This is a genomic window from Caulobacter segnis, assembly GCF_023935105.1.
Taxonomy (GTDB): Bacteria; Pseudomonadota; Alphaproteobacteria; order Caulobacterales; family Caulobacteraceae; genus Caulobacter; species Caulobacter segnis_B.
In genome coordinates this window covers 502,422-526,406 of record NZ_CP096040.1, presented here as the reverse complement: position 1 = coordinate 526,406, position 23,985 = coordinate 502,422, and the positions used below count along the sequence as shown (strand labels likewise).

Here is a 23,985-nt window from a genome sequence, read left to right as displayed (position 1 = left end):
AATTTTGATTTCGTGTTTTCGGCGGCGGGCTCTTTGTTCCGGCCCGACGCCGGATGGCGGTCGCGTCAGGCGGCCCGCGGCGTTGGCCAGCCCCGGTGATCAGGCGACATCGGGATCGCTCCGCGCGGCGTTCAGGTCTCGGACCAGCTGCCGGTCGGGACGGAACAGGATGGTCCGCTCGCCGCCCAGTTCGCGGGTCTGGCCATTGATTGGATTGACGAGGGCGTAGGGACGCGCCTGGCGGACGGTCAGTTCGCCGATCCGCGGCACGTCCAGGCTGTGGCCGTCCAGCAGCGCCTGGCGCATGCGTCGCAGCAGCGCGCCGACGAACAGGTCGTTCAGCTCCCGGTCCAGGCTGCGCGAATAATCGAGAAGGGGCCGCACGAAGGCGCCGTCAACGCGCATCGGAGTCTCGCCCGGCCGGGACGCCTCGCCCATGGCGATCGAAATGGTTCAGGGCTCGCACGCGGCCGCCTCCCTCCCACGCGACGAAAACGTCGCTTTCCCGGTTGGACACCGGTGTCACTGCGTTCGACATAAACATGCCGAATTTGAATTCGAAAGGAAAAAGTTACCGGTCACATGGGAAATAATGAGCAATTTATTGCTCAAAATCGCGCCCAATTAAAGTTCAACGAATGAGCTTCCCCCATCCGCACAACAAAACCTTCCGGTCGCGATTTATTTGGCGACGCATTGAACGGACGGCCGGGAGGCCGCATCGTCGGTGAGAGACCGGCGCACAACGAAGGGGAGGAGCCGTGGCGAAGTCGCAACGGCCGAGCGCCGACGAAGAGGCGTGGACCTGGAGTCGACGCGCGGTATTCCGCGAGAGCTACTGCGACGACTGGGAGGACCTGCGGCTGTTTCTTCGCGCTCGCTTCGGCCCCGGCCCGCCCGAGCCCGAGGACCTGGCGCAGCAGGCCTTCGTAAAGCTGGGCGAGCGTCCGGCCGACCAGGAGCACGAAAGCCCACGCGCCTTCGTGTTCCGCGTGGCCATCAATCTGGCGCGCGACGCTCTGCGCCGCCAGAAGATGGCCTACCGCCTGGTCTCGGCCTCGGCGCCGGCGCTCGAACCCGACGCCGCGCCGGACGCCGAGCGAACGGTCATCGCCAAGCAGGAACTCGACGTGCTGAACCGCGTGGTCGAGGGCCTGCCGCCACGCCATCGCCGGTTCCTGGCCGACAACCGCGTGGCTGGACTAAGCTTCGCCGAGATCGCCCGCCAGAACGGCGTGTCCGAGGCGCTGGTGCGCAAGACCGTGGGCGAAGCGGTCGCCGCCTGCCAGCGGGCCGTCGCCGGCGGCCCGATCGACTTTCGAGGATTGTCACGTGAACGCAACCGCCGCGCCTGACGGCGACATCGACGACCAGGCTCGCGAGTGGGCCCTGTCCGTGTTCGGCGAGCGGCTGTCGCCCGAGCGCGCCCAGGCGCTTGGCCAATGGTTGGCGGCCGATCCGCGCCACGCCCAGGCCTATGACCAGGCCGAGCAGTTGATGCTGGCGCTGGGCGGCGTCGATGCGCTGGTGGCGCGCCCCGCCGGGAACCGTCGCCAGACCTGGCGCTGGGCCGCCGCCATCGCCCTGCCCCTGGCCGCGTGCCTGGCGATTGGCGTCGGCGTGGCCCCCGCCCCACGATCCTGGAAAGCGGCCGCGCCACGCGGACCCTGACGCTCGGCGACGGCAGCCTGGCGATCCTGGCGCCCGGGACGCGCCTGCGGACGGCCGGCTGGCCGGGCGGACGTCGCTACGTCCTGGAGCGGGGGAGGCGCTGTTCGATGTCCGCCACGCCGGGGGCCGTCCCTTCCAGGTCGAGGCGGACCAGACGCGGGTCACCGTGCTGGGCACCCGCTTCGAGGTCCGCCGCGCCGAAAGCGGCGAGATCGGCGTGGCGGTCGCGCGGGGGCGCGTGGCGGTGCGCCGCGACGCTGGCGGCCCGGCCTTCGACGCCGTCCTGTCCCGAGGCGACAGCGTCGCGCTGGACGCCCGCGAGGCGCGCCGCGCACGCCTGGCCGATCCGGAAGCCGTCGCCGACTGGCGCCGCGGCCGACTAAGCTACGCTTCGGCCCGCCTGACCGACGTCGCCAGCGATATCGGCCGCTTCTCGTCCGTCCGCGTCGTCACCAGCCCCGCCGTCGCCGACCTGCGCCTGACCGCAAGCTTCCGCACCGATCAGGCCCGGGCCTTCCTGGCCAACCTGCCCGCCGCCCTGCCGGTCGAGGTAACCCCACGCGCCGACGGCGCCCTGGCCATCACGCCCGCGCCAAGCGGGAATAAGAAGTAAGAGGACAGACGCGCCGATAACCGCGCCGGCCAAATCGAGGCCACGGCGTCGGCATCATGGGCTTGGGAGAAATGGCGCGCAGAATCGAATGCGGAGGATAGCTACACCTACGCAGCAGCCCTCTAGAGCACGAATACCGTGCTCGCTGGGGCTTCGGGCGCGGAAGCTGGAACTGCAAAGCCCTCAACCGCCCCCTTTGGGCAAAGCCAGGGCATCGCCATGGACACGTTCAAAACTGAAAGTCTGCCGGTCTATCTCTCAACCGTTGAAGCCGCCCAACTCCTACGCCTTTCGCCAAGGACGCTGGAGAAGCACCGCCTCTACGGCACCGGTCCCTCATTTCGAAAGATCGGCGGCAGGGTCATCTACGCGGCGGCAGACCTAGTCGCCTGGGCGGAGACCGGAGCCAAGACCTCGACTTCAGACCCTCGCTGCGGACCGCGCCCGGCGAGAAGGCAATCTCTGCCACTTCAGTAAGACGTTAGCCCCGAGCGGACGCTACGAACGTCCGCTCGGGGTGGTTAGGAGAAGTCGGCCGTCAGTCGCTGAAGGCTTCCGCATCAAACGGGATGGACGGCGCGAGAGCTGGAGCAAGCTTTTCTTCTAAGCACGGTGCGTGAGCGAACAGTTCCTGGCTGGGTGGGTTTCGCCTAGGGGAGAGAACCGTCAGGGCGATGGAAACCGCGCCAGCATCGCTGCTGGTAATCGGTTGTGCGCAGAAGCAGCAGATAGCCATAGCTCTTCCCCAATCCGTCCGGTCTCGTAGCAGTCGCACTTATTGTCCGCCACGGGTCGGGTGCGGAAACTACCGCGCCGCCCGGAAGCGGAAATTGAAGCTTTGGCCGGGAAGCGGACATCGCCAAGGTCAGCTACGAGTGGCGGCTGAACCTCCAAGTCGACGTGGACCCTGCGCGTCTGTTTCTGCGCGTTTTGGAGTTTCCGGATTTTCAGAAGCAATCTCCGACTGAGACGGGAGAGGTCTGCTTTCGAGGTGAGTGCGGGACGCGTGATTTCACCTTGGCCGTTGAGCGCGCGGCAGTCGCCCTGCTCAATGAAAAGGGCGATGCTGGCTACCGCGATTGGTGGAACATGCCATTTCCAAGCGCCGCTCTGAGAGCGCTCCAAGCCGCCCATGCTGGCGACTGATATGGGTGGTTGGTGGACATGGCGGCTTGTCCGGGATGCAGGCCGTCGGCCTTGCGGACAGCGCCCGCGCTGGTCCTAATCCACTTATGACCCTTAGCTTTGCCCAGGTTCACATCCGACGCCGCAGGCCCTACGAGCGCTATCGCCGCGCGCGGCGGAGATTTGTTTCCCGCCGAGAAGGGGCCTCACGAACCCCCTATGAGCCATGGGGTGCTCGGGAAGGGTTCCTGCATCCGCTAGAAGCTATCCCGGGCTACTGGGTCCGGGAGATCGGGCCTCGCTTTCAGCAGGGAAGCTATTCGCGGTGCTTCAATAGAGGAAAGTTCTCCCGCTTCACGGACGTGCGGTAGGGGGGAGCGGGAAGTTGGAACGGCTCCAAGAGTGAGACCTAGCGGACCTTGCACCTCAGGCACTTACAGGACGCTCCGCGAACCTGACGGCGGCAATGTCCGGGAAGGGTCGTGAGCTGTCATTGGCGCCGGTGCTGAAAGCAGCCTTTCCGACGTCGCCGTTGCGGCAAGAAGGCAAGGGCCGCTCCCGACCCAAATCAGACTTCGCGCGATCAGTGCCTTCCGCAAAGCTTTGGTGCTAAGCTTGGCAGGAGTGTTGATAGGATTGATATTCCGGTGCGGATTTCGACTTCTTGCTTGATTGCAACCTTTGGAATCATGGGCGCGAGCATCGCTGACGCCAAGGAGACCATGTTTAGGTGCGAAGTAAGCGCCCGGTCGTGGATCGCAAACCCCGAATTGAACGCACGCGTCAATAGCCTCACTGACCCCAAGGCAATCCACGTTCGTCACTATGTCATCGACGATGATCACAAAACGATAGAAGCAATAGTTGATGGAAAGCGCCGACTTGAGTGTGAGGAAGACTGCGCGCTGTCTTATTCTGAATCAGTTATATCTATGAGGCGGACTCCGCCCAAGATGCAGAATGGCATAAATGAAGTTGATACAACAACAATCGACCGCCTTGCTGGTATCTTGAAGCAAGAGGTGAATACTTATTATGAAGGGCGCGTCCTTATGACGACTACCATAACCGGACCGTGTCGCCCGGAGTCAGTCGATCAGCGGAAATTCTAGCGGCCCGCTGATTTTGGTCGACCGGAGGCAGGTCCGTTCACCACCCTTCACGGACGTTCATCGCGCCCGCTTGGCGGCGTACCGCCGACGGCGCTGGCGTAGTGCCGGATACAATTTCGCAGAAAAGGGTAGGTGCGCAGAATCGAATGCTGAGGATAGCTACACCTACGCAGCAGCCCTCTAGAGCACGAATACCGTGCTCGCCGGGGCTTCGGGCGCGGAAGCTGGAACTGCAAAGCCCTCAACCGCCCCCTTTGGGCAAAGCCAGGGCATCGCCATGGACACGTTCAAAACTGAAAGTCTGCCGGTCTATCTCTCAACCGTTGAAGCCGCCCAACTCCTGCGCCTTTCGCCAAGGACGCTGGAGAAGCACCGCCTCTACGGCACCGGTCCCTCATTTCGAAAGATCGGCGGCAGGGTCATCGACGCGGCGGCCGACCTAGTCGCCTGGGCGGAGACCGGAGCCAAGACCTCGACTTCAGACCCTCGCTGCGGACCGCGCCCGGCGAGAAGGCAATCTCTGCCACTTCAGTAAGACGTTAGCCCCGAGCGGACGCCACGAACGTCCGCTCGGGGTGGTTGCCGGACCTAAGCTTGAAACAGCGTGACGAATTTCGAGCGATCAACCTCGGCGCTCGTGTCGGCGTCAATCGTGAGGAGTTCGACAGCGTGGTGGCGGCAAAGCTCCGACGTACGGAGCGTTAGCTCGACAATGTCATCGCCGTGATTTCGAGCTGGCTTCTTCGGGTAGATGAAGCCGCTGTCGCTGCCACCAACATTGATCCACCCATCTGCCGAAAGCTGGCGAGCCAACTCAGCGAGGTCTTCCGGCTGCCCAGCGAGATACAACGTCAGCCAAAGGTCCTCACGGAAATCCGGCAATGTGCTGAGACGAGTCACGCCGTCCCTGATTTGCTGTTCGAGATTGCTCATACGCGGATGTTATCCGACCGTGGGGAAGGTCCGCCATGGGTCGTGAGCGGTCATTGGCGCCGGCGCTGAAACTGTCGCCGGTCTGGCCTATGGCTGATGACCACTTTCGACCCGTTGCGGACCTAACGACTAGCTTCGCGCCGCCTACCTCTGCGCTCTACGTAAACTCGCGCGGGTTGGCCCCAGTAGGCGCAGACATACCCGTCGGCCTCGGCGGCGACCCAATGCCTGACGTCGCTTGTTAATCCCCGACCACACGGAACCCAGAACCGGCCGAGAATGCTGACCTTCTCGACCTTGGCTCCTTTGAAGCCACGCTCAGTAAGTGCCGCTACCACGCTGGCATCTCTTTGATCTAAGGTGATCCTGTCGCCTAGCAGTACTGCGCCACAAAAGAGAAGCGCCAAGGCCCAAGCGATAGTTGTCCCTGTGAGGTTTGTTCGTTTCATTGCTGGCCCAGCCTAGGCCATGCGGACACTTCCGCAATCACCCGTTGCGAACATTGACCGCCCGAGCCGCCTGAGCGCCCGTCTAGACGCCGGCGGCGGCGCTAATGGATGCTCATAGGGACGTAAGGGCGGCTAGTCTGGAGATATTGGCTGTCAGGGTCAGGGCTGATCGGATCATTGATCTTCGCGATCGGGCTTCGCGTGAGGTTGTCGGCGTCCTGATGGAAGATGCGATAGCGCCTTGGCAGGAGGTGGTAGCGAGAGGGGGAAATCCGCGTTCATGGTCAGTCCGGGCGCGCTTGGACGCTGCGGGCGCCCAGGGCCTGATCGACCCCTCGCGGAAAGCGCCTGGGCTTTGGCACTTGGTGCTGTTTTCCTGGAACACCGGCGATGCGCCCGAGGTGAGCATCATCAGTTGAGTGGATCGCCGCGTAAGTTCCGCTCTCCACCCTTCACAGACGTTCACCGCGCCCGCTTGGCGGCGTACCGCTGACGGCGCTGGCGTAGCGCCGGATACAATTTCGCAGAAAAGGGTAGGTGCGCAGAACCGAACGCGGAGGATAGCTACGCCTACGCAGCAGCCCTCTAGAGCGCGAATTGTCGTGCTCGCCAGGTTAGTCCCATGACTTCACGAGGAAGGGGCCGAGCGTCACCCAATGCATGCCGGTAATCACAAAAAAGACGATCGCCGTGGGAGCTGGCACTCCTATGCCCCAGGTGAGTGCCAGTCGAATTCCGCGTAGACGTCCGGCAATGATCAATGGCGCGAGAAGCAGGGCTACTTCAACTAGGCGAATGACGGCGATGACTGCGATCATCACGGATTGGGTCGAAGCCTCCTCGGCGAAAACGCAGACGGCTGACGGAATGCCGACGAGCGCCTCCAGGCAGAAGACGAGCAAGACCTTGGCGAAAAGGCTGGCGCCGGAGGCGGCGCCACACAGGCGCGCGACAACGGTAATGACCACGGACGTCAGAAGAGCGCAGAAGAACTCGACGAAGAACAAGCTGCCTCCGATGACGAAGTTGGCCGTTATTTCCTCCTTAAGTCCTTCACCCATGTGCCCTCTGAAAGCGTCCGGGTAGAGGACCGCAAACCAAATCAGCCCAGTGACGATGAAGGTGAAGGTCAGGGTCAAGAGCGCGCCGGCCAGCAGCGTGAGCGCGTCGCCAAGCTTCACCGGTCCACGCAAGGTTGCTAGGGGGGCCTTGGAAAAGGCAGCCGCTAGATCGAATGCCCTTGGCGTCTGGTCGATGATGTCCTTGGTAACGCCCATGCGACCTCCGGCGCGCGTCGCCTAGGCGCCTGTGCAGGTCGAAGCGCAGCATCAGCCTCTACCAAAGAACGGTGTTCTTTCAAAACATTCCCAATCCGGTTGGGTTGTCTGACCTACTTAAAACGGGTGGTCCGCGAGCTGTGAAGTAGACTGCGGCGGCGTGCTTAGCCACCCGATCGCGGACGTCGATCGCGCACTTGGCGTCGGGGCGGCGCTGGCGTCCTGTTGGATACAATTTCGCAGTTTAGCGTAGGTGCGCAGAACCGAACGCGGAGGATATCGACCTCCACAACTGCCGCGGTCACGCTGCGCTCTGAGCGGAAAGCGTGGCTGCACGGAGGGCGGGAATCGTGGGAACGTCGCCCTCATGAAGTTCTTCGACCGAGTTCTGGCCGTTGGCGCCCTGATCTACGCTGCGCTCTTTCTGTCGGTTGTCGCGCAGAAAAAGGGCCTCTTCAGCAGCGACATGGCCAGTTGGGTTCAGGCCTTTGGCTCTATAGCTGCGATGTGGGTCGCATACAGCTTGGCTCGGGTCGCTTCCCGCGAGAACGATCGGCGCCGTCGCGAAGATCAGATCGCTGTGACAGCAGCGGCGATCGAACTCGTCGTGGAGATCGTCTCTGTATTCGATGACGCTCGGGAGACATTCGAGAGTTCGGAGCGTCTGGGACAAGAACGCTTTGCCGTGGCTCAAAAGGCGATCGACCGTTTCCCCTATGCCAGTGTCAGAGACACCGTTGTGATTAGCGCGCTGCGACGAGCGGAGAACGCATTCGCGTTTTTCGAGCCGAGATATGAGACCTTTATGTCCGCGAACGATCGTAACTCGCCCAAAGCTAGGCGTGCCATGGACAAGATGATCGGTTGCAGCACGGAAGCTCGTTCGGCGCTTCAGGAACTGAACGCCTTTCGAAACGGATTGCGCCGCGCCGACCTGCCTCCGTTGTGGCAGTTGTTGGGACAAGGATGGGACATGTGGAAGCGCGGGAAGCCCACAGACTGAGTCAGTTCCGCTGTCTTCGGCATCTAGATTCTGCCATCCACCCACAGCGGAGATTGGAGACGGACGATCTGGGAGAGTACGTTGCCCGAGCGTTGATGGTTGAAGCAAGATCCGCTTACGCCCCATTGCGGACCTAGGCGCGCTCCTTCACGATCTGCACCATGGCTGAAGTCATCTACCTCTCATCGGATGAGCAAATGCCCGACCTCGGCGACGATCACCGTTGGCTGACAGTTGAGGCTTCCGGCGATGGCCGCTTCTTTGGCACGGGCGGTTCATGGAAGGCAGACGGGGAATGGGTGGGATATGGATCGCTCGCCGAGGACGACATCTCACTTGAGAACGCCTTGGCTGCTGCTCAGGCTTGGGCGGAAAAGTATCAGGTTCCGACCATCTGGGTGCAGCTTGCACCCTAGGTCTGCAAACCACCCTGAGCCGACTTTAACAGCGGCGGCTTCCGGGAGCTTCACCCACCGGCACTCAAGGCGCGCACCATCGCCGCGCAAGCGTCCTCGTCCTTCACCCACCCGCGCGGCGTATCGCGGCCGCTTAACGTGTGCAGGCCGCTCGCAACGAGGTGCTTGGTGGCTGGATCTTGCACATAGGTGACGACGGTGACGCTGTATCCCCGGCCGCCTTTTTCATAGGCTGCGGCCAGTCGATCACCGAGGCGCATCACGGCTATAATCCGCGTTCCAGGTGTGGTGCCGTCGATCACGTCACTTGGATTGAATGGTCCGCCTGGCGGCGAAATCTTTGGATCAACGCGGCGAAGGTCGGCCAAAACCTCAAGGGGTACTTGCTCGAATGGGATCAGTTCTCCCTTCGCTGAGGAGGGACAGGTCGCGGCCGGCCACGGCTGTGGTGTGGCTGCAGACTTCGGGATCGTTTGGTCCGCCGCATAAAAGAGCAGCATTGCCGCCAGTATTCCTAGGGGCATGGTCATTCCCGTTCTAGGCTAGTGGCCGAGTATCGCTTCTGGTCGGGGCGGCATTGCGGCAACTCTGGCCGAAATGCTCGAAGAACAGGAGCCATCAATGACCGCTTCCCACCCTAGTCGGACCTTCAGATTATGGGGTGTTTTCGCGTCGCTGTGCTCTAAGCACATGAACCAGCGCCCCGAGGGGCGCGGCCAACACGCACCCGGCCATTCCGGCCACCACGAGCCAAATCGAAAGGTCGGATGACTTAGGTTCGCTTGGTGCGAAGCGCTTAAGAGTTACCCAGAGCTGAAAATAGGCAAAGGGCGCCAGACTTCCGATCGCCAGCGCGACGCCCAGGGCTAGGCGCTGCGGCTGGCGCATCACCAAGATCGACATGATCAACCCGGCCAAGGTCACCAGCCAGCCGCCCCAGAAGACGTAGATCGCGATGCTGAGCATGCCCGCGTCGCTGTAGAGCAATCCGCTACTGTTCACGCCGCCTCCTCCCTCGCGAGTGCACCCAGCACTCTGTCCCGCCAAACGTCCACTAACCACCCTTCGCAGACATTCGCCCTGTCCGGTTGCCGGCGTACTGCCGGCGGCGCCAGCGTGCTCCCGGATAGAATTTCGTAGATTGGCGTAGGTGCGCAGAATCGAATGCGGAGGATAGCTACGCATACGCCGCAGCCCTCTAGAGCACGAATTGCCTTGCTCGCCGGGGCTTCGGGCACGGAAGGCGATTGTCAAAGCCCCCATTGGCGCCCACGCAAGGACGACAACTCAAGAGCCCTGGAGTCCCCAATCAATCGCGAAATAGACTGGGCCTATGGATCGAACGAGATGGGTTCAGGTTTACTCAGAATCGAAGCTTTGGGACTCTCAGGCGTCCACTGGCCTAGAATGCGTCCGCCCGCTTTATCGAGGACCACCATCGATTGCAGCTCCACCGCCACCCAGCACCTCCGGGCCGTGCCGGATGTCGGATGATCGATGGTGGCTCCCGAATATCGAGTTTCGCACCCGGCGATCTTTCCGCTGTCGCTGCTTGAGATCTTCCCTGTCACGACCACTCGGGCACTCGTGGATAGCACCTTGGCATCTGGCCCCGGCAGGCGGACCCGCACGAGATACTGGCTGTCCTCCGGACGATTGACGAACATCAAAAGCGCGTAGTCGAGATCGATCCGAGACACCGCAACGCGGGTACCGAAAGCATTCTGGCCTACATAACTCCCCCGCTTTGTCGCCGACACGTCTCGAATCTCGACGGAGGGATGGTTCTCGAATCTATGGGCGTCTTTGAAGTCAGCGCTCTCGTTCGGATAGATGGTCGTGGTCAGCAGATAGATGTCCAGCACGCCTTCGGAATAGGTCGTCGTCGGCTTGATCTCGATCGTGAACGTCTTGCCCACAAATGAATCGAGAGGCTCTTGCGCGGCATACTGATCAGCCGTCACGCGCTCGAGATTGCGCTTGGCCATGACGATCGCCTGTTCCGGCGGCGTCAGGATTGGGGCTGGTGCGGGGGCCGGTCTGGGGCGGGGACGGGCCACCGTCTTTGGCGCCGCCGCCGCGCCGGTGACCAGGCTGACAGCGACGCTGGCGAGCAGAAGCGTGCGAAACATTTGTCCCCTCCCAAGTTGCCTCGAACGGAGCGTCAATTCTCAGCAAGGTCAACCTTCCGGAGAGTCTGTGGCGAACTGCCCTTCGAGGGGGCAAGCTGTCTTTGCCGTCAGACAGAGCGCGCGGGCGTCGTACCTGCGGCGGCCCCAGCGCGTTCCGGGATGCAATTTCGCGGAAAAGGGTAGGTGCGCAGAATCGAACACGGAGGACAGCTACGCCTACGCCGCAGCCCTCTAGACTACGCTTGTCTGACGGTGAGTGCATCAAGGCGACAAACGCGCTTAGCGTCACTATCTTTGGCGTTGCCAACTAGGCCACGATAGGTGACGACCGCTTTTGTCCGAAGCCAGTCCTTTCATTGACGCAGACGCCCGGCGGCTTGCGCTCGAAGCCATCGCTACGCTGGTCAACATCAAGCGCATGGCGGCGGAACGGTTACTGGTGCCGGCCGGTGTCCCTGCCGACCTGATCAAGCGCTTCCTCAACGAGCGCGATCCGGCCACGAATGGGAAGCGCTCGAAGCGAGAAGCCGGCGCTGTAGTCCTCGACGCCCTCGGCGAGCTAGAGTTGGAGGGCCAAGTCGTCCGCCGGATCATCGAGATTGCCGCCGATTGGCAGGATTTCCACCTTGCACAAGACGAGTACCGCGCCCGTTCGGTCGTCCAAAAGGCCCGGGAGATGGTGGGCTCGCTGCAGGAGATGGCCGCGCGCGAACATCAGGAGGTCCAACGCCGCCGTCGGGAGGCTGAGTTGGCGCGCGAAGCGGCGGTGCTGGGCCAGAAGCGGGAACGCAACGAGATGATCCGCAGGGAAAGCGCCCTGCTTCTGGCGATGTTCGATCAAGCGGTCCTGACCGGCGATCCTCAGCAGCGAGGCTACTTCCTAGAAAACCTCCTGGTCCGGCTTTTCGATGTCCATGGTGTTCCGGCGCACAAGGCGTTTCGGCGCAACGGCGGTGGCGAGCAGATCGACGGCGCCTTCGAGTTCGAGGGCTGGCACTACATCGCTGAATGCCGCTGGCGCGAGCAGTTGTCCGATATTCGTCAACTCGACGGTCTAGCCGGACAGCTTCATCGGTCGGGAAAGCAAACTATGGGCCTGTTCCTATCGGTGAACGGCTGGTCGAACCATGTGGTCGATCTTCTGAAGCAAAACCCGGCAAAGAACATTCTGTTGATGGACGCCATCGACCTGCGGGCCGTCCTGTCGAACCACGTGGGCCTGACATCACTCCTCAAGGCTAAGCTCACTGCGCTGAACCTATACGCCGAGCCCTACAGACCGGCGTCCTCGGTGCTTGGCTGATCAGGCGGAGAAACTGGAGTCGGGCGACCTAGCATGGGCAAAGGACCGCCAAGGGGCCTGCCCGGCAGCGAGCGTCTATCGGAACCAGTCCCTCGGCTCGTATACTTGGCGGCTTCGAAGTCCTTTGCCGACACCGTGGCGTAAAAGGGCGTAGCCGCGATGTAGATTGACGCCTAGTCTAGGTTACGCGCGTGTAAGTCTTCCCATCGAGCACCCGTTGAACCTGATCGGCGTTGAGGGCGCCGATACGATCCGCGATCTCCTCGGTCGCGTGGTCTTGAGCTAGTGACCGGATTGCGCGCACCTGCTCGACAGACAGCCTGCCGTCACGACCGCAAATTTGTGCGACTGCCCAAGCATCGTCTTTCCATTTTTCCGAAACCCAGGGTGCCGGCAGCCCCTTTCGCGGGTTAGCTCTCAGCCACTCAGACACGATCCGATCCCGCTCATCCGGCGCGGGGACCAATCGGCTGAGAAGCATTCCGTGCTCGCGCATATATTTCAGGCCAGACTTCCCGCCGGGGATCATGTTCAGGCGCCTTTGATCGTCCCAATGGCCCGCGACGAGAAACTCCTCGGTGGCGTAGAGTTGCTCTAGGTCTTCCGTAATCCCCATCACCTTGTGATGGATGTAGGTGACGCGGCCCGCGTCCATCTCCTCGCGAAGTCGCCGGTGAAACAGCAGTGGGCTGCCGTTGTTCATAGCGCGGCGATGTTCGGCCCAGCGCGCCTGCCATGACCGAGTCGTCACCCCAACGTAGAAGTAGCCGTCATTTGGGTAAGAGTTTCCCGAACCGAAAATGTGCTGATAGAGAACGAAGGCCTTCTTCGGCCAGGCTGTCGGCGCCAATAGCAGCCACGCCGGCGCCGAGAAGAGCGTAGCGGGGTGCTTGACGCCGATGATGTGGCCGGAGGTCTGGCCCATTAAGGCGGCATTCAAAAGCGCGGGGTCGTCCATCAAATCCACCAGGATTTGAGGCCGCATTGCCAGCTCGCCGCTTTCCAGGGGGCGCCCGGACATCATTCTCTCGTCGTCGTCTGAAACCGTCCTGTGCCCCTCTTCGACCTTCTTCTGAGGCGCGATGAACATCGGGCGGTCTTGGATGCCGACGATATGGACGACGGGAATATTCTGTCCTGGCTTTACACGGATCAGGCCGCCTTCCTGCCGCGCAGACTCTAGCCACATCGCCCCATATCCCGACCGGGTCCATGCCTGGAGCAGTGCTTCGATCTCGCGGGCGCGCCGGTGCATCACCTTGGGAGCCAAGTGCTCCCACCATTGGCGATTAATGCTGACCAACGAGGCCTCCCCCTCAGGTGGACGCCCGGCTCGAGCGCTACGACAAGGGCCAATTCCAGAGGCCAAAAAGCAGACCTAGAATGTAACCAATGAACAAGACGAACAGCAATGTCATGCCGGTCGCTACCAGGGCGCCAAGCTGGTCACCCCAAATGGGATGCCGCTTTCGCGCCCAGCGGCTTACAGTCGCTCCAATTGCGTCAGCCCATCCATTCACAAATTCAGAAAACGAACGAACTGCATCGATATTCTTTAGAGAGCGGCGCGAGAATTCAAGATGAAGCATTGCAACAATAAAAACTGCAGCAAGTAACCAAACTGGCCGCTCAATCGCAGTGCGAATGGACCATGCAACCCAACTCGGAACTCTTGGAGCGACGCACGATGGGCCAATCTTGACGCAGGCAGAATCCTTAATTTGTACGGCAGCTATCCAGAGCGCCGCCGCTGCTACAGCAGTTGCAATGTAGAATGCCTGTAGCTGAGCCCAAAACGATGTAGTGTATGCTCTCTCATCTATAGTAGCCTCCAAGGAGGCGCGGGTATGATCGAAATTATAGGATTGCCCTAGTTCGCTCGGTGCGAATTTTTCGTCAAACCGGCGGACGCGCGCGAGCGTGCCTTGGAATGCTTCGGCATAGGCGAGGATGCCTACCGCGTTCTTATGTCCCGCGAGCCTTTTCCGGCGTCGGAGCTCAAGAACTGATCGTGTTAGCGCCCACAGCGTTTCGCGCCTCCACGCTTCGTCATCTCCGTCTTTGACCTCGACGATTGGGAGGAGGTTATCTGAAGAGTCGCGGTGATGATAATGGCGATGTGAGACATCTTTTATGAAATAGTATACCTGATTTAAGAGTAGTTCGTCGAAACGATCCTCATCTATAGACCCTGTATGCTCCGATACAGCGCCGGTTGCGTCGGTGATTCCGACGCGAAGCTCCCCAGTTCGAAACAATTCGAACGGCCACGAAATGGAAGCGATTTGCTTTTTCCCTGCCTCAAGAAGGAGCGTATCTATCTTATCTCCCACAAACTCGGTCGTGCACAAACCTCCACGCGGCGACGCGTCGGCGGCTCGGCCGATGGCTAGGCGAACATTATCGACGAGCTGTTCGCAGGCCGCGCGCTCGTCAGCGTGGTAGGGTATGACGATAACCCGTCCCCTGAGGACCCCGATATCATCTCGGTGAGTGGCGAAGTGGCCATCGTTCAGTGGCGCCTCGGGCTTCGGCCTCATTGCCGGTGCGGATTGCGCGACTAGAATAAATTCGGCGCCAGTGCTGGGCTTAAACCAAGGGATGGGCCAGAAATTGAATGGAAGGTCTTTCGTCTGCCGCCGCATAGCGATGGCGACGTTGCGTACTGGCACCCTTGGAGAGGCGGGGTCGGGGCACTCGTAGTTCGCTGTAACGCAGCGGGCGCCAGTCCCCAGGCCGATCATGCTGAACGAGAGCTGGCCCGTAATCGTCGGGACCCAAGCAGCGAATACCTTGCGAGCTGTCAACAGCGGGCTGGTATGACGATCCATCTATCGCGTGGCTCCCCTTCCGCCGCGCAGATGTATCTAGTTCTACTAGGCGACTTCCTTAGCCATAACGGACTTTTCGCGATAGTAAACCGTACCGCCCCGCACAGTCATGTGCAGTCCGTGTGCCCGAGCCGTGCTAGGTTTACGCTGGCCGCCAGAGAGTTCTCCGCGCCACTTTTGGGAAATTCCGCTTCCCTCTTCGCGCGCTTCTCGTACCCGGCTGACACCGGTGCGGATCATGTCGAGCATCAGACGCAGGCTCGCGACGGCAAATGTGCCTACCACGAGAATCCCCACAATCTTCATAACTTCGTTCATGTGCCTTCGAGCCAAGCGTTCGAACGCGCCAGGATAAAATCGGCGCGCGTAAATATGGTTCCACGCATCACGGGTCAAGCCGTAAGCGCAGCTACGCGAACGAAGCGAATATAAACACAAGGATGCAAGCCGTGTGTTAACTCGGGTTAACCATGTCTGAATCCTCGCGCCGTATCAAGCACCATAGCGCGATCGATCTACGAGCGTCCTAGCTGCTTCTAGCCAACGCCACCAAAGAGATGCTCGCTGAAAAGCGGGCCGTCGTCATTTGCTGCGCGCCTGCGGCTAGAGGCCGCTTTTTCCTCGCAGACCTGATCCCAGATAGCCAGAGTTTCCCCCGTCATTTCCACGAGTTCCTCGTAGGAGAAGAGCTCAACCTGAGGGACTGAAAGTTGGATGGACCGAGGCTGATGCTTGCGACCGGGAAAGGTGAGAAGGCCGAGTTCCAGCTCGGCATAGTCGCCTCCCATCATGCGAATGCGCTGATGCGCCACCGAGATCGAAAAACGCCGCCCCAGAGGGCTATACCCCGCGCCCCTGCGGAAATCAGTATTCACGACAAGCAGGCGGTCGCCCCAGCGCAAAATCGCATTAGTCCAGTAGGTCGCGCTGTATCCGGGGGCCAGCTTGAGAGGGGCGAAATCTTCTGCGGTGGCTGTAATCTTTTCGTTGATCCTGAAATCCATGATCAATTCGATCACTTCGATATTGGCATCCGCCTCGACGTCTGACCGTGAATCCGCGCGCACGGCGGCGAGCAATTGAGCAGCCGACGGGCTATCGATATCGAATGGAAGTGGTTTTTGCAGTCTAAGCGCGTCCGCCAGATGGCGCCGCGCCGGCCGATAGCTAATCGGCGAAAAACCTGCGCGCATATTCCTGAGCAACCGCCATTTATCCTCAGTCGGCAGAGGCGCAATACGCGCCAAGTCGGTCTCAGGCAGGCGGGATTTCGTCAAAGGCCACTCCTTCACGTTCGTCGGCGGCGCCGATCGAAATTAGATGCCGGTGGAATCGCTGCTTTATGACCATATCAGATATCCGCAGCCCGAGTCCCGCGCGGGTTCCGCTTTCGTTCACGACTTCGTGCCAGGGGCCGCCCTTAGCGTGTGAAAGGTTGACCAGCCTTGTGCTCGACTGCCGGCCAAGAGCTCTAAAAACGTCCTCTACTACTGCCCGGCTTTCCGGGTCTTCCGGCGGCGCGGCGACTTGGGTCACGCCTGTTCGTAGATCCCGTTTAACTGCACGCTGTGTCAGCACGCCTCGGCCGGCGGACTTGAACGATGCGTACAGGAGGGGATGGACGGGACCGTACTCCCACGCCTCGAAATAGCCATCGACAAGAGGTCGGCCGTGACGAACGACCATCAGTCCGTGTGCAAAGTAGACGAGTTTCTGGAGTGATAGGTTGGTGAGCGCCACCCCAGCTTCGGCGGCAAAAAACAACAAAAGGTTCGCTACGCCGCGCGCGTCATGAGGAGCAGACTTGGAGGTGGCATCAGTCATCTAAGGATGGTGGCCCAAATGCGAACGGAGGCAGCCGCAGCCACCTACCGATCGGCGATGATCCTGTCACCTCAATCTTGGCTCCAAAAGCCGCTCAAACTTGGCATCAGTTGTGGGGGGGGCGGGGCACCGATTGACCGAAGCTCATAGTTTGGCTGGACCAATGTCGTGTGGGGCCAACTAGCCGGGGGCCACCGCTCCGCAGGGGCAGTTCCTTTGGGCGGTTGATCAGGGGGGGCTAAGTACGACGGCAAGATAAAAGGACCGGGACCCTTCGGGCCCATGTCGTTGGTGGTGATGAGGAATTTCCGGGACCCGGGTTCGTATCAGGGTCCCGCTCCGGCCAAATCCGCCAGATGCGGCAATGGCTTAAGAGGGACCTTTCGCATTTGGGGGCCCAAAGACCGCTCTCTGCGGACAGAAGCAGATGCTAGAGGCCGCTTTCCCAAGCTGGAGACAATCCGCCCTGGAGCGCCTGGTGGAACGAGGGCCGGACGGGCTGGCGAGCGTCAAGGGTGGCGCCTCTGGCGCCATCGCGGCGCGACGGCGAAGCCGCCCTTGACCCTCACCAGCCCGCCCGGCAGAGGCTCTCCAAGCGCTTCAGGGCGAGCACCGACCTTTCAGGTCCTGGCTCTTACGAGCGAAGCCGCACGCCAGGGCCGCCGGCCGAGTCGGCGCTGATGAAGATCACGCCGCCGTCCTCCAGAACCCGCTGTACCTTATCGAGAGTGCGTGAATGCATGTCGCCTTTGCCAGACTCAAACCGCTGGACCGTCGATGGCGCCACGTCAGCCGCAGCGGCCAGTTCGCGTACGCCCAAGCCGAGCGCCGTACGAGCAAGCTTTAGCTGCATGGGCGTTATAATCGACACGGATAGAGCGTCCTTGCGCACGTAGTGTTGACTTAATCGGTTCCATGTGCGCATCCTTGAGCACTCAGAACTCGAATCCGCCCGATCTTAGCATGGATCGGACCGAGCGCTCGCGCCGGGAGCCCCGACATGTCCGATGATCAAGCCGTTCCGATCGAGGTATCCCGCCGCACGTTGCTCGCTGCCGGTGTCGCGTCATCAGTCCTTGGAGACGCTCAGGCGAGACCTCCGAGTTCGCTGGTCGCTCAGTGCGCCGAGTGGATGTCCACCGACCTTCAGATCGACCGTTTGAGCCTCCAGTGGGCCGCGCTTGAGACCGAGGCGGCCCGCGAGGCCGGATGGACGGACTTGCCACCCCGCCGACGCCCTCCGCTCGCCCACATACCGGAGATGGACGCTATCGAGCTCGAGCTGAAGGCGCTCGCGGCGCTCCAACCACGGCGCCTCAAGGCGCTGACCCGGACGAAGGCGAGCGACCTCCATGGCGTCGCCAGTAAGCTCGCGGTCGCCGCCCGATTGCTCTCGCATCAGGGCGGTCCTGTTATGGCGTTGGTGGCGGACGCGGTACGCGATCTCAGCGCCCGCCGGTGCCCCGACTGCGGAGCGCGCTATGTGTTCGGCGCCGAGCATCCCTAGGCGACCCGCCGACCGCCTGTTTTTCCACGCTGGCCCACGACGGATGGGCGAAGTGCTTGCGATCCGGCACGCGCGTTCCAGGCTGGGCCTATGGCCCATCGCTCCAAACGCCAGCCGCAGCCGTTGGCCGACCTTTACGACTACCTCTTCGACCGCCCTGGCGAACTACCAGCCAGGGAGCTTCCGCCTGTCTCCATCACGATCACCGACGACTGGCCCGAGTTCGTGCCTGTCACCGATCAGGAGGTGCGGGTCATTGAAGCCTTCTTCGCCGATGTGCTGGACGAGCTCTTCGGCCCCATCCCCTGACATCTGGAGACGATCCCATGGGCCGACTGATCGAGCCTGAACCGACCTCGATGGCGTCGAGGGCGGCGCTCTACCTCCGCGTCTCAACCGGCCGACAAGCCGAGAGCGACCTCTCCATCCCGGACCAGCGCCGGCAGATGGAGGCGTACTGCGCGGGCAAGGGATGGACCTTGGGCGAGGTGTTCGTTGAACCCGGCAACACCGCTACAGACGACAAGCGCCCATCGTTCCAGGCCATGATTGAAGCGGCGCTGACCAAGCCCGCCCTCTTTGACGTGATCTTGGTCCACTCGTTCTCGCGCTTCTTCCGCGACCAGTTCCAGTTCGAGTTCTACATCCGCAAGCTGGCCAAGAACGGGGTACGCCTGGTCTCGATCACCCAGGAGCTGGGTGACGATCCCATGAGCGCGATGATGCGCAAGATCATGGCCCTCTTCGACGAGTACCAATCGAAGGAGAACGCCAAGCACACCCTTCGCGCCATGAAGGAGAACGCCCGTCAGGGGTTCTGGAACGGGTCGCGTCCGCCGCTCGGCTACCGCGTCTATGTTGCCGAGCAGCGCGGCGCGAAGCTCAAGAAGAAACTGGAGATCGACCCAATCAACGCCGAGAAGGTCAGGCTTATCTATCGCTTGGCGCTGTTCGGCACCGACGGCTCCGGCCCGATGGGGTTCAAGTCGATCGCCGCCTATCTCAACGACCGGGACATTCGCACCCGCGACGGCGGAAAGTTCGGGCTCGATGCGATCCACCAAATCCTGCACCGCCCGTCCTACATGGGCGAGCACCATTTCAACCGCACCGACCATAAGCTCAGGAAGCGCAAACCCGACGCCGAGCACGCGATCTGTGAGGTCCCGGCCATCGTCACGCGCGAGGAGTTCCAGGCGGTTCAGGACTCGCTGCATCTGCGCCACTGGAAGCGGACGCACCCCAGCCACGTGACCAGTAGGGTGCTGTTGGGCGGCATCGCCTTTTGCGGCAAGTGCGGAGGAGCCATGACGCTCCGCACTGGCAGGAGTTCAACGGGCATCCAGTACCGCTACTACACCTGCTCGACGAAGGCGCGGCAGGGCAGCACCGCCTGTGAGGGCATTACCGTCAATGAAGGGCGTCTGGATGCCGCCGTTGTTGAGCATCTTGAGCGGCGGCTTCTCCATCCCGAGCGCCTTGAGGTTCTGCTCGGCAACGTCATCGACAAGCGGAGTGAGTGGATCGACCGCCGCCGCGTCCACGTCGTCGAGCTGCGGCAGCGAGCTACCCAGGCGGCGGCCAAGCTGAAGCGCCTTTATGAAGCGCTTGAGGACGGGTTCGCCTCGACTGAGGACCAAGACTTCAAGGATCGGATGAGGGAGCTGGCGATCATCCGCGACGAGGCCCGCGCAGACGCTGACCGGGCCCAAGCGGCGATCGACAAGCTAGGGCCAATGCTCACGCCGGAAACTCTCGGCCGCTTCGCTGAAGTCGCGAAGGAGCGGCTACGGGGAGAGGACGGCAAGTACCGTCGCGAGCACGTGCGCGCGTTGGCTCAGCGCGTGGAAGTCATCTCGAAAAACGAGATGCGCATCGTGGGAAATCGGACTGACTTGCTGAGGACCCTGGCCGCTTCAGCGGGCGAACAATCGGCGGTTCTCGGCGTTCGCAGTTTTAAACCGAAGTGGCGCGCCCGGAACGATTCGAACGTCCGACCCTCAGATTCGTAGTCTGATGCTCTATCCAGCTGAGCTACGGGCGCGCACTGCCTTGCGGCGAGGCGGGGGAGATAGCCCGGTCATTCCGGGAACGCAAGCCCGGTTTGACGGATAATTTCGAAAAGTTTGGCGCATCGATGTTCTCGCGGCGATGCGCCCTTGCACGGTTGGGGTTCAGACGAATGGATTGAGGCCGGCGTCAGACGAACTGGGCGTGACAGCATCGCCCTATTGGTGTCCATGGGCGCTTTCGGGATGGCGGGCAGGCCCACCCCCACGTCTGTCGAGGATCCGTATGCGTCGTCTCGTGTCCCTGCTCGCCCTCTCCGCGGCCCTCCAGCTGACCTTCGCGCCCGTCGCGGCCCTGGCGGAGTCGATCCCGCTGGCCATGCCGACGCCGAAGCCGGTCTCGACCTCGCCCGCCGGCAAGGGCATGGTCGCCGCCGCCAATCCGCTGGCGGTAGAGGCGGGCCTGCGCGTGCTGCGCGACGGTGGCTCGGCGGTCGACGCGGCGGTGGCCATCCAGGCGGTGCTGGGCCTGGTCGAGCCGCAGAGCTCGGGCCTGGGTGGCGGCGCGTTCATGGTCTTCTACGACGCCAAGACCGGCAAGGTGACGGCCTATGACGGCCGCGAGACGGCGCCCAGCGGGGCCGGGCCGGACATGTTCCTGGGGAACGACGGCAAGCCCCTGCCCTTCGTGACGGCGCTGCTGTCGGGCCGCTCGACCGGGGTGCCCGGGGCGGTCGCCATGCTGGCCGAGGCCCAGAAGGCGCACGGCAAGATCGCCTGGAGCGCGCTGTTCAAGGACGCCGAGACGCTGGCCGACGACGGCTTCGTGGTCAGCCCGCGCCTGGCCGGCATGATCAGCACCACCCGCGCGCCCCAGCCGTCCCAGCCCGACGCGGTGAAGTACTTCACCAAGCCTGACGGGACCCGCTACCAGGCCGGCGACGTGCTGAAGAACCCGGCCTATGCCGATACGGTGCGCAAGATCGCCGCCCAGGGCCCCTCGGCCCTCCTGGAAGGCCCGATCGCCCAGGCGATCGTCGACCGCCTGCACCAGGGCGACCTGCCCAGCACCATCACCCTGGAAGACCTGAAGACCTACAAGCCGCGCTCGGCGCCAGCCCTGTGCCGCCCCTGGAAGGTCTACACCGTCTGCGTGCCCAACCCGCAATCCTCGGGCCTGGCGGTGATCCAGGCGTTGCAGATGCTGGAGCACACCGACATCGGCAAGCGCGGCCCGACCGACCCGGTCGCCTGGACCCAGCTGGCCCAGGCCGAGCGCGTGATGTACGCCGACCGCGACCGCTATGTGGGCGACCCCGCGTTCGTGACCGTGCCGGTCGACGGCCTGCTGGATCCCCAGTACGTCGCCGAGCGCGCCAAGCTGATCACCGACACGGCCGGCGAGGCCCCGCCCTTCGGCCACCCCAAGGGCGCGCCCAAGGTCGGCGTCGACATGACCAAGGAGCCGGGCGGCACCACCCACCTGGTAGTCGTGGATCCCCAGGGCAACGTCGTCTCGATGACCACCACGGTCGAGAGCATCTTCGGCAATGGCCGGATGGTCGGCGGCTTCTTCCTGAACAACCAGCTGACCGACTTCTCGTTCGCGCCGAAGGAGAAGGACGGCGCCCCGGCCGCCAACGCCATCGCCGCGGGCAAGCGGCCGCGCTCGTCGATGGCCCCGCTGATCGTGCTGGACAAGAAGGGCAAGCTGGTCGCCGCCCTAGGCTCGCCCGGCGGCAACGCCATCCTGTCCTATAATCTCAAGGCCATGGTCGGGCTGTTCTACTGGAACCTGAATATGCAGCAGGCCGTGTCGCTGCCGAACATCGTGGCGCGCGGCGACACGTTCTCGGGCGACGCCGACTGGTTCGGGCCGGACATGCTGGCGGCGCTGAACGCGCGTGGCGTCAACATCAAGGTCGGGCAAATCGAGGGGTCCGGCCTGCACGGCGTGATCGTCCGTCCGGGCGGCATGCTGGAAGGCGGCGCCGATCCGCGTCGCGAGGGCGTGGCCAAGGGACTCTAGCCCCTCCCCGAACTCAAGTGTGGGCCTGGTGCTCTTCCAGGCCCGCTTCGACCTCGGCGCGGGAGAAGACCTCTTCCTGACCGTCCAGCAGCAGCTCGGCGTCGGACGCTTCCTGCACCGCGACCATGGCCGCCACGCGGCGCAGGGCGGTCGGCGCGTCGGGCGCCTCCACGGTGATCTCATGGATCGGGGCGCGTTCAGGAGACGCGCCGAGCTTCACCGCGATGGTCCAGGTGGTCGTCATCGCCCTTCCTCCTAGCTGGCCGAAGCGTCGGCGGCCCGGTCGTCGACTTCTGGCAGCGGGTCGGGAACCCCGGCCAGCGTCAGATCGAACACCGAACCGCCAGGCCCGGTTTCCACCAGCGCCAGATCGCCGCCGTGACCCTGGGCCAACTCGCGGGCGATGGCCAGGCCCAGGCCCGTGCCGCCACGCCGCACCGAGCCGACGAAGGGCTGGAACAGATTGGCTCGCGCCCGCTCCGGCACGCCAGGACCATCGTCGGACAGGCGCAGGATGCTCATGCCGTCGGCGCGGCGCAGCTCGACGAACACCTTGCCCTTGCCGCCGCGGTCCGGCGCGCCCTCGATGGCCTCGCGGGCGTTGCGCAGCAGGTTGGTGAGGATGCGATGCAGCTGGTCGGGATCGGCCAGCACCTGCTCGCGCGTCCCGATCACCGTCTCGAGGCCGACTCCCTGCGGGGTGAGACCGGCGTCCTCGGCCGCCATCTCCAGGGCTGGACGCAGGGGGATGACCCGCGTGACCGGCTCGGGCTCCTTGGACTTGCCATAGGCCATGACGTCGGAGGCCAGGGTGATGGCGCGGTCCAGGGCTCTTTCGAGACGCGGAAGCGCCTGGGCCACCTTGGGGTCGCCCAGGGCCGCCAGGCGGTCCGAGGCCATCTGGGCGCTGGTCAGCATGTTGCGCAGGTCGTGATTGATCTTGGCCACCGCCTCGCCCAGGGCGGCCAGGCGCGCCTTGGAGGCCAGGGCCGCCAGCAGATCGGCCTGCATGCGATCCAGCTCCAGTTCGGCGCGGCCGATCTCGTCGCGGCGGCTGGACACGACGATGCGGGCGGCCGGATCGTCGGGATCGCCCCGAAACGCCTCCATGGCCCGGGTGATCCGCTGCATCGGCCGAACCAGGAAGATGTTCAGGAAGGCGTAGACCAGCAGGCCCGCGAGCCCCGCCACGAAGACCGTCACGCCCGCCAGTTGCCAGAAGTAGCCGACCAGCTTGGCCTTCAGCGGCGCGTCGGGCAGCACCACCTCGACGAACTCGGCCTTGCGGAAGCGCGGCTCGGCCATGACGCGGACCATGCTGCCCTTGGGGCTGGTCAGGGTGAAGAACGGGGCGGCCAGCCACGAGCCCGGATTCTGGCGGCGCAGGTCGACGAGATAGGGCGTCTCGAAGGGCTGCTTGGGCGGCAGGACGAGGCGGCGGGCGCCGTCCACCTGGACGGCGACGGTGACGGCCCCGGCCTGGTCGAACATCTGGTTGGCGACCGCGTCGCTGACCCGCAGTTCTGGGTCGGACTCGGCGATGGTCGAGGCCAGTTCGCCGGCCCGCACGCGGTCCAGCAGCCACTGCTCCTCATAGGCCGCGAGGGCAGGCGGCAGGATCAGCAGGCCGCCGAACGCGACGACGACGGCGGTGAACAGCAGCAGGCGCGCCGACAGGCCGCCGGGCCACGGAAAGCGCTTCCGGGGCGGGGCGGGTTCAGTCTCCGACGGCGAAACCGTTTCGACCATCC

Annotated in this window: 26 protein-coding genes and 1 tRNA gene; 12 read left to right on the top strand and 15 right to left on the bottom strand. The window is 63.0% G+C overall.

The features are described from left to right. Positions 1-99 precede the first annotated feature (99 nt). Positions 100-405 carry an HU family DNA-binding protein gene (locus MZV50_RS02755; RefSeq protein WP_252632898.1) on the bottom strand — a complete coding sequence of 102 codons (306 nt, stop codon included), beginning with the start codon at positions 403-405 and terminating at the stop codon, positions 100-102. A gap of 356 nt (positions 406-761) precedes the next feature. Here MZV50_RS02755 and MZV50_RS02750 point away from each other — a divergent pair, with 356 nt between their 5' ends. The 5 genes from MZV50_RS02750 (at position 762) to MZV50_RS02730 (ending at position 5,056) form a co-directional block, all read left to right on the top strand. Further along, on the top strand, positions 762-1,355 hold the full coding sequence (locus MZV50_RS02750; protein WP_252632897.1) for an RNA polymerase sigma factor: 594 nt from the start codon (positions 762-764) through the stop codon (positions 1,353-1,355). After that, the gene (locus tag MZV50_RS02745) at positions 1,333-1,671 is read left to right on the top strand and encodes a FecR/PupR family sigma factor regulator (protein WP_252632896.1); all 339 of its coding nucleotides are present in this window, start codon (positions 1,333-1,335) and stop codon (positions 1,669-1,671) included. The genes MZV50_RS02750 and MZV50_RS02745 overlap by 23 nt, the downstream gene beginning before the upstream one ends. Beyond that, positions 1,610-2,284 (top strand): FecR family protein, encoded by a 675-nt coding sequence (locus tag MZV50_RS02740; RefSeq protein ID WP_252632895.1) that lies wholly within the window; start codon positions 1,610-1,612, stop codon positions 2,282-2,284. The genes MZV50_RS02745 and MZV50_RS02740 overlap by 62 nt, the downstream gene beginning before the upstream one ends. A 219-nt stretch (positions 2,285-2,503) precedes the next feature. After that, positions 2,504-2,761 (top strand): helix-turn-helix domain-containing protein, encoded by a 258-nt coding sequence (locus MZV50_RS02735; RefSeq protein WP_252632894.1) that lies wholly within the window; start codon positions 2,504-2,506, stop codon positions 2,759-2,761. Positions 2,762-4,798: 2,037 nt separating this feature from the next. After that, positions 4,799-5,056 (top strand): helix-turn-helix domain-containing protein, encoded by a 258-nt coding sequence (locus MZV50_RS02730; RefSeq protein ID WP_252632893.1) that lies wholly within the window; start codon positions 4,799-4,801, stop codon positions 5,054-5,056. A 53-nt stretch (positions 5,057-5,109) separates the two neighbouring features. On the opposite strand, the gene MZV50_RS02725 is transcribed toward MZV50_RS02730, so the two are convergent. Beyond that, the gene (locus tag MZV50_RS02725) at positions 5,110-5,454 is read right to left on the bottom strand and encodes a hypothetical protein (protein WP_252632892.1); all 345 of its coding nucleotides are present in this window, start codon (positions 5,452-5,454) and stop codon (positions 5,110-5,112) included. Between the two features lie 1,063 nt (positions 5,455-6,517). Further along, positions 6,518-7,180, bottom strand: coding sequence for a hypothetical protein (locus MZV50_RS02720; protein ID WP_252632891.1), 663 nt, complete (start codon positions 7,178-7,180; stop codon positions 6,518-6,520). Positions 7,181-7,547: 367 nt separating this feature from the next. On the opposite strand from MZV50_RS02720, the gene MZV50_RS02715 reads away from it, so the two are divergent. Then, positions 7,548-8,183 (top strand): hypothetical protein, encoded by a 636-nt coding sequence (locus tag MZV50_RS02715; RefSeq protein WP_252632890.1) that lies wholly within the window; start codon positions 7,548-7,550, stop codon positions 8,181-8,183. A 161-nt stretch (positions 8,184-8,344) separates the two neighbouring features. Then, entirely contained in the window at positions 8,345-8,599 is a 255-nt protein-coding gene (locus MZV50_RS02710; RefSeq protein WP_252632889.1) for a hypothetical protein, read from the top strand. A 50-nt stretch (positions 8,600-8,649) separates the two neighbouring features. Here the strand turns inward: MZV50_RS02710 and MZV50_RS02705 are convergent, their stop codons facing one another. The 3 genes from MZV50_RS02705 to MZV50_RS02695 all read right to left on the bottom strand — a co-directional run bounded on the left by MZV50_RS02705 (position 8,650) and on the right by MZV50_RS02695 (position 10,731). Then, positions 8,650-9,099, bottom strand: a complete 450-nt coding sequence (locus MZV50_RS02705; protein ID WP_252632888.1) for a hypothetical protein — start codon at positions 9,097-9,099, stop codon at positions 8,650-8,652. A 154-nt stretch (positions 9,100-9,253) separates the two neighbouring features. Further along, positions 9,254-9,601 (bottom strand): hypothetical protein, encoded by a 348-nt coding sequence (locus MZV50_RS02700; protein ID WP_252632887.1) that lies wholly within the window; start codon positions 9,599-9,601, stop codon positions 9,254-9,256. A gap of 329 nt (positions 9,602-9,930) precedes the next feature. Beyond that, a complete protein-coding gene (locus tag MZV50_RS02695; RefSeq protein ID WP_252632886.1) occupies positions 9,931-10,731 on the bottom strand; it encodes a hypothetical protein in 801 nt (266 codons plus the stop codon). Positions 10,732-11,065: 334 nt separating this feature from the next. On the opposite strand from MZV50_RS02695, the gene MZV50_RS02690 reads away from it, so the two are divergent. Beyond that, entirely contained in the window at positions 11,066-12,034 is a 969-nt protein-coding gene (locus MZV50_RS02690; protein ID WP_252632885.1) for a hypothetical protein, read from the top strand. A 178-nt stretch (positions 12,035-12,212) separates the two neighbouring features. Here MZV50_RS02690 and MZV50_RS02685 read toward each other — a convergent pair whose 3' ends face one another. The 6 genes from MZV50_RS02685 to MZV50_RS02660 form a co-directional block, all read right to left on the bottom strand. Then, positions 12,213-13,337, bottom strand: a complete 1,125-nt coding sequence (locus MZV50_RS02685; protein WP_252632884.1) for a hypothetical protein — start codon at positions 13,335-13,337, stop codon at positions 12,213-12,215. Positions 13,338-13,374: 37 nt separating this feature from the next. After that, positions 13,375-14,865: a hypothetical protein gene (locus MZV50_RS02680; protein WP_252632883.1), complete on the bottom strand. Its 1,491-nt coding sequence runs from the start codon at positions 14,863-14,865 to the stop codon at positions 13,375-13,377. 45 nt (positions 14,866-14,910) lie between these two features. Further along, positions 14,911-15,183, bottom strand: a complete 273-nt coding sequence (locus tag MZV50_RS02675) for a hypothetical protein (RefSeq protein WP_252632882.1) — start codon at positions 15,181-15,183, stop codon at positions 14,911-14,913. Between the two features lie 218 nt (positions 15,184-15,401). Continuing rightward, a complete protein-coding gene (locus MZV50_RS02670; protein ID WP_252632881.1) occupies positions 15,402-16,142 on the bottom strand; it encodes a hypothetical protein in 741 nt (246 codons plus the stop codon). Next, positions 16,120-16,689: a type VI toxin-antitoxin system SocA family antitoxin gene (gene socA / locus MZV50_RS02665; protein WP_252632880.1), complete on the bottom strand. Its 570-nt coding sequence runs from the start codon at positions 16,687-16,689 to the stop codon at positions 16,120-16,122. The genes MZV50_RS02670 and socA overlap by 23 nt, the downstream gene beginning before the upstream one ends. Positions 16,690-17,323: 634 nt before the next feature. After that, complete coding sequence (locus tag MZV50_RS02660; protein ID WP_252632879.1) at positions 17,324-17,542, bottom strand: helix-turn-helix domain-containing protein; 219 nt, start codon at positions 17,540-17,542, stop codon at positions 17,324-17,326. 279 nt (positions 17,543-17,821) lie between these two features. Between MZV50_RS02660 and MZV50_RS02655 the strand changes: the two genes are divergently transcribed. From MZV50_RS02655 to MZV50_RS02645, 3 genes are all read left to right on the top strand, one after another. After that, positions 17,822-18,196 (top strand): hypothetical protein, encoded by a 375-nt coding sequence (locus tag MZV50_RS02655; protein WP_252632878.1) that lies wholly within the window; start codon positions 17,822-17,824, stop codon positions 18,194-18,196. A 90-nt stretch (positions 18,197-18,286) separates the two neighbouring features. Next, positions 18,287-18,505 (top strand): hypothetical protein, encoded by a 219-nt coding sequence (locus tag MZV50_RS02650; RefSeq protein WP_252632877.1) that lies wholly within the window; start codon positions 18,287-18,289, stop codon positions 18,503-18,505. Positions 18,506-18,522: 17 nt separating this feature from the next. Continuing rightward, on the top strand, positions 18,523-20,208 hold the full coding sequence (locus tag MZV50_RS02645) for a recombinase family protein (protein ID WP_354668943.1): 1,686 nt from the start codon (positions 18,523-18,525) through the stop codon (positions 20,206-20,208). On the opposite strand, the gene MZV50_RS02640 is transcribed toward MZV50_RS02645, so the two are convergent. Beyond that, positions 20,164-20,240, bottom strand: a tRNA-Arg gene (locus MZV50_RS02640). The genes MZV50_RS02645 and MZV50_RS02640 overlap by 45 nt on opposite strands. A 251-nt stretch (positions 20,241-20,491) precedes the next feature. Here MZV50_RS02640 and ggt point away from each other — a divergent pair. Next, positions 20,492-22,234 (top strand): gamma-glutamyltransferase, encoded by a 1,743-nt coding sequence (gene ggt, locus MZV50_RS02635; protein WP_252632876.1) that lies wholly within the window; start codon positions 20,492-20,494, stop codon positions 22,232-22,234. A 13-nt stretch (positions 22,235-22,247) separates the two neighbouring features. Here ggt and MZV50_RS02630 read toward each other — a convergent pair whose 3' ends face one another. Both MZV50_RS02630 and MZV50_RS02625 read right to left on the bottom strand, forming a co-directional pair. Then, positions 22,248-22,478, bottom strand: a complete 231-nt coding sequence (locus MZV50_RS02630) for a hypothetical protein (protein WP_252632875.1) — start codon at positions 22,476-22,478, stop codon at positions 22,248-22,250. Between the two features lie 11 nt (positions 22,479-22,489). Further along, complete coding sequence (locus MZV50_RS02625) at positions 22,490-23,983, bottom strand: sensor histidine kinase (RefSeq protein WP_252632874.1); 1,494 nt, start codon at positions 23,981-23,983, stop codon at positions 22,490-22,492. Positions 23,984-23,985 lie beyond the last annotated feature (2 nt).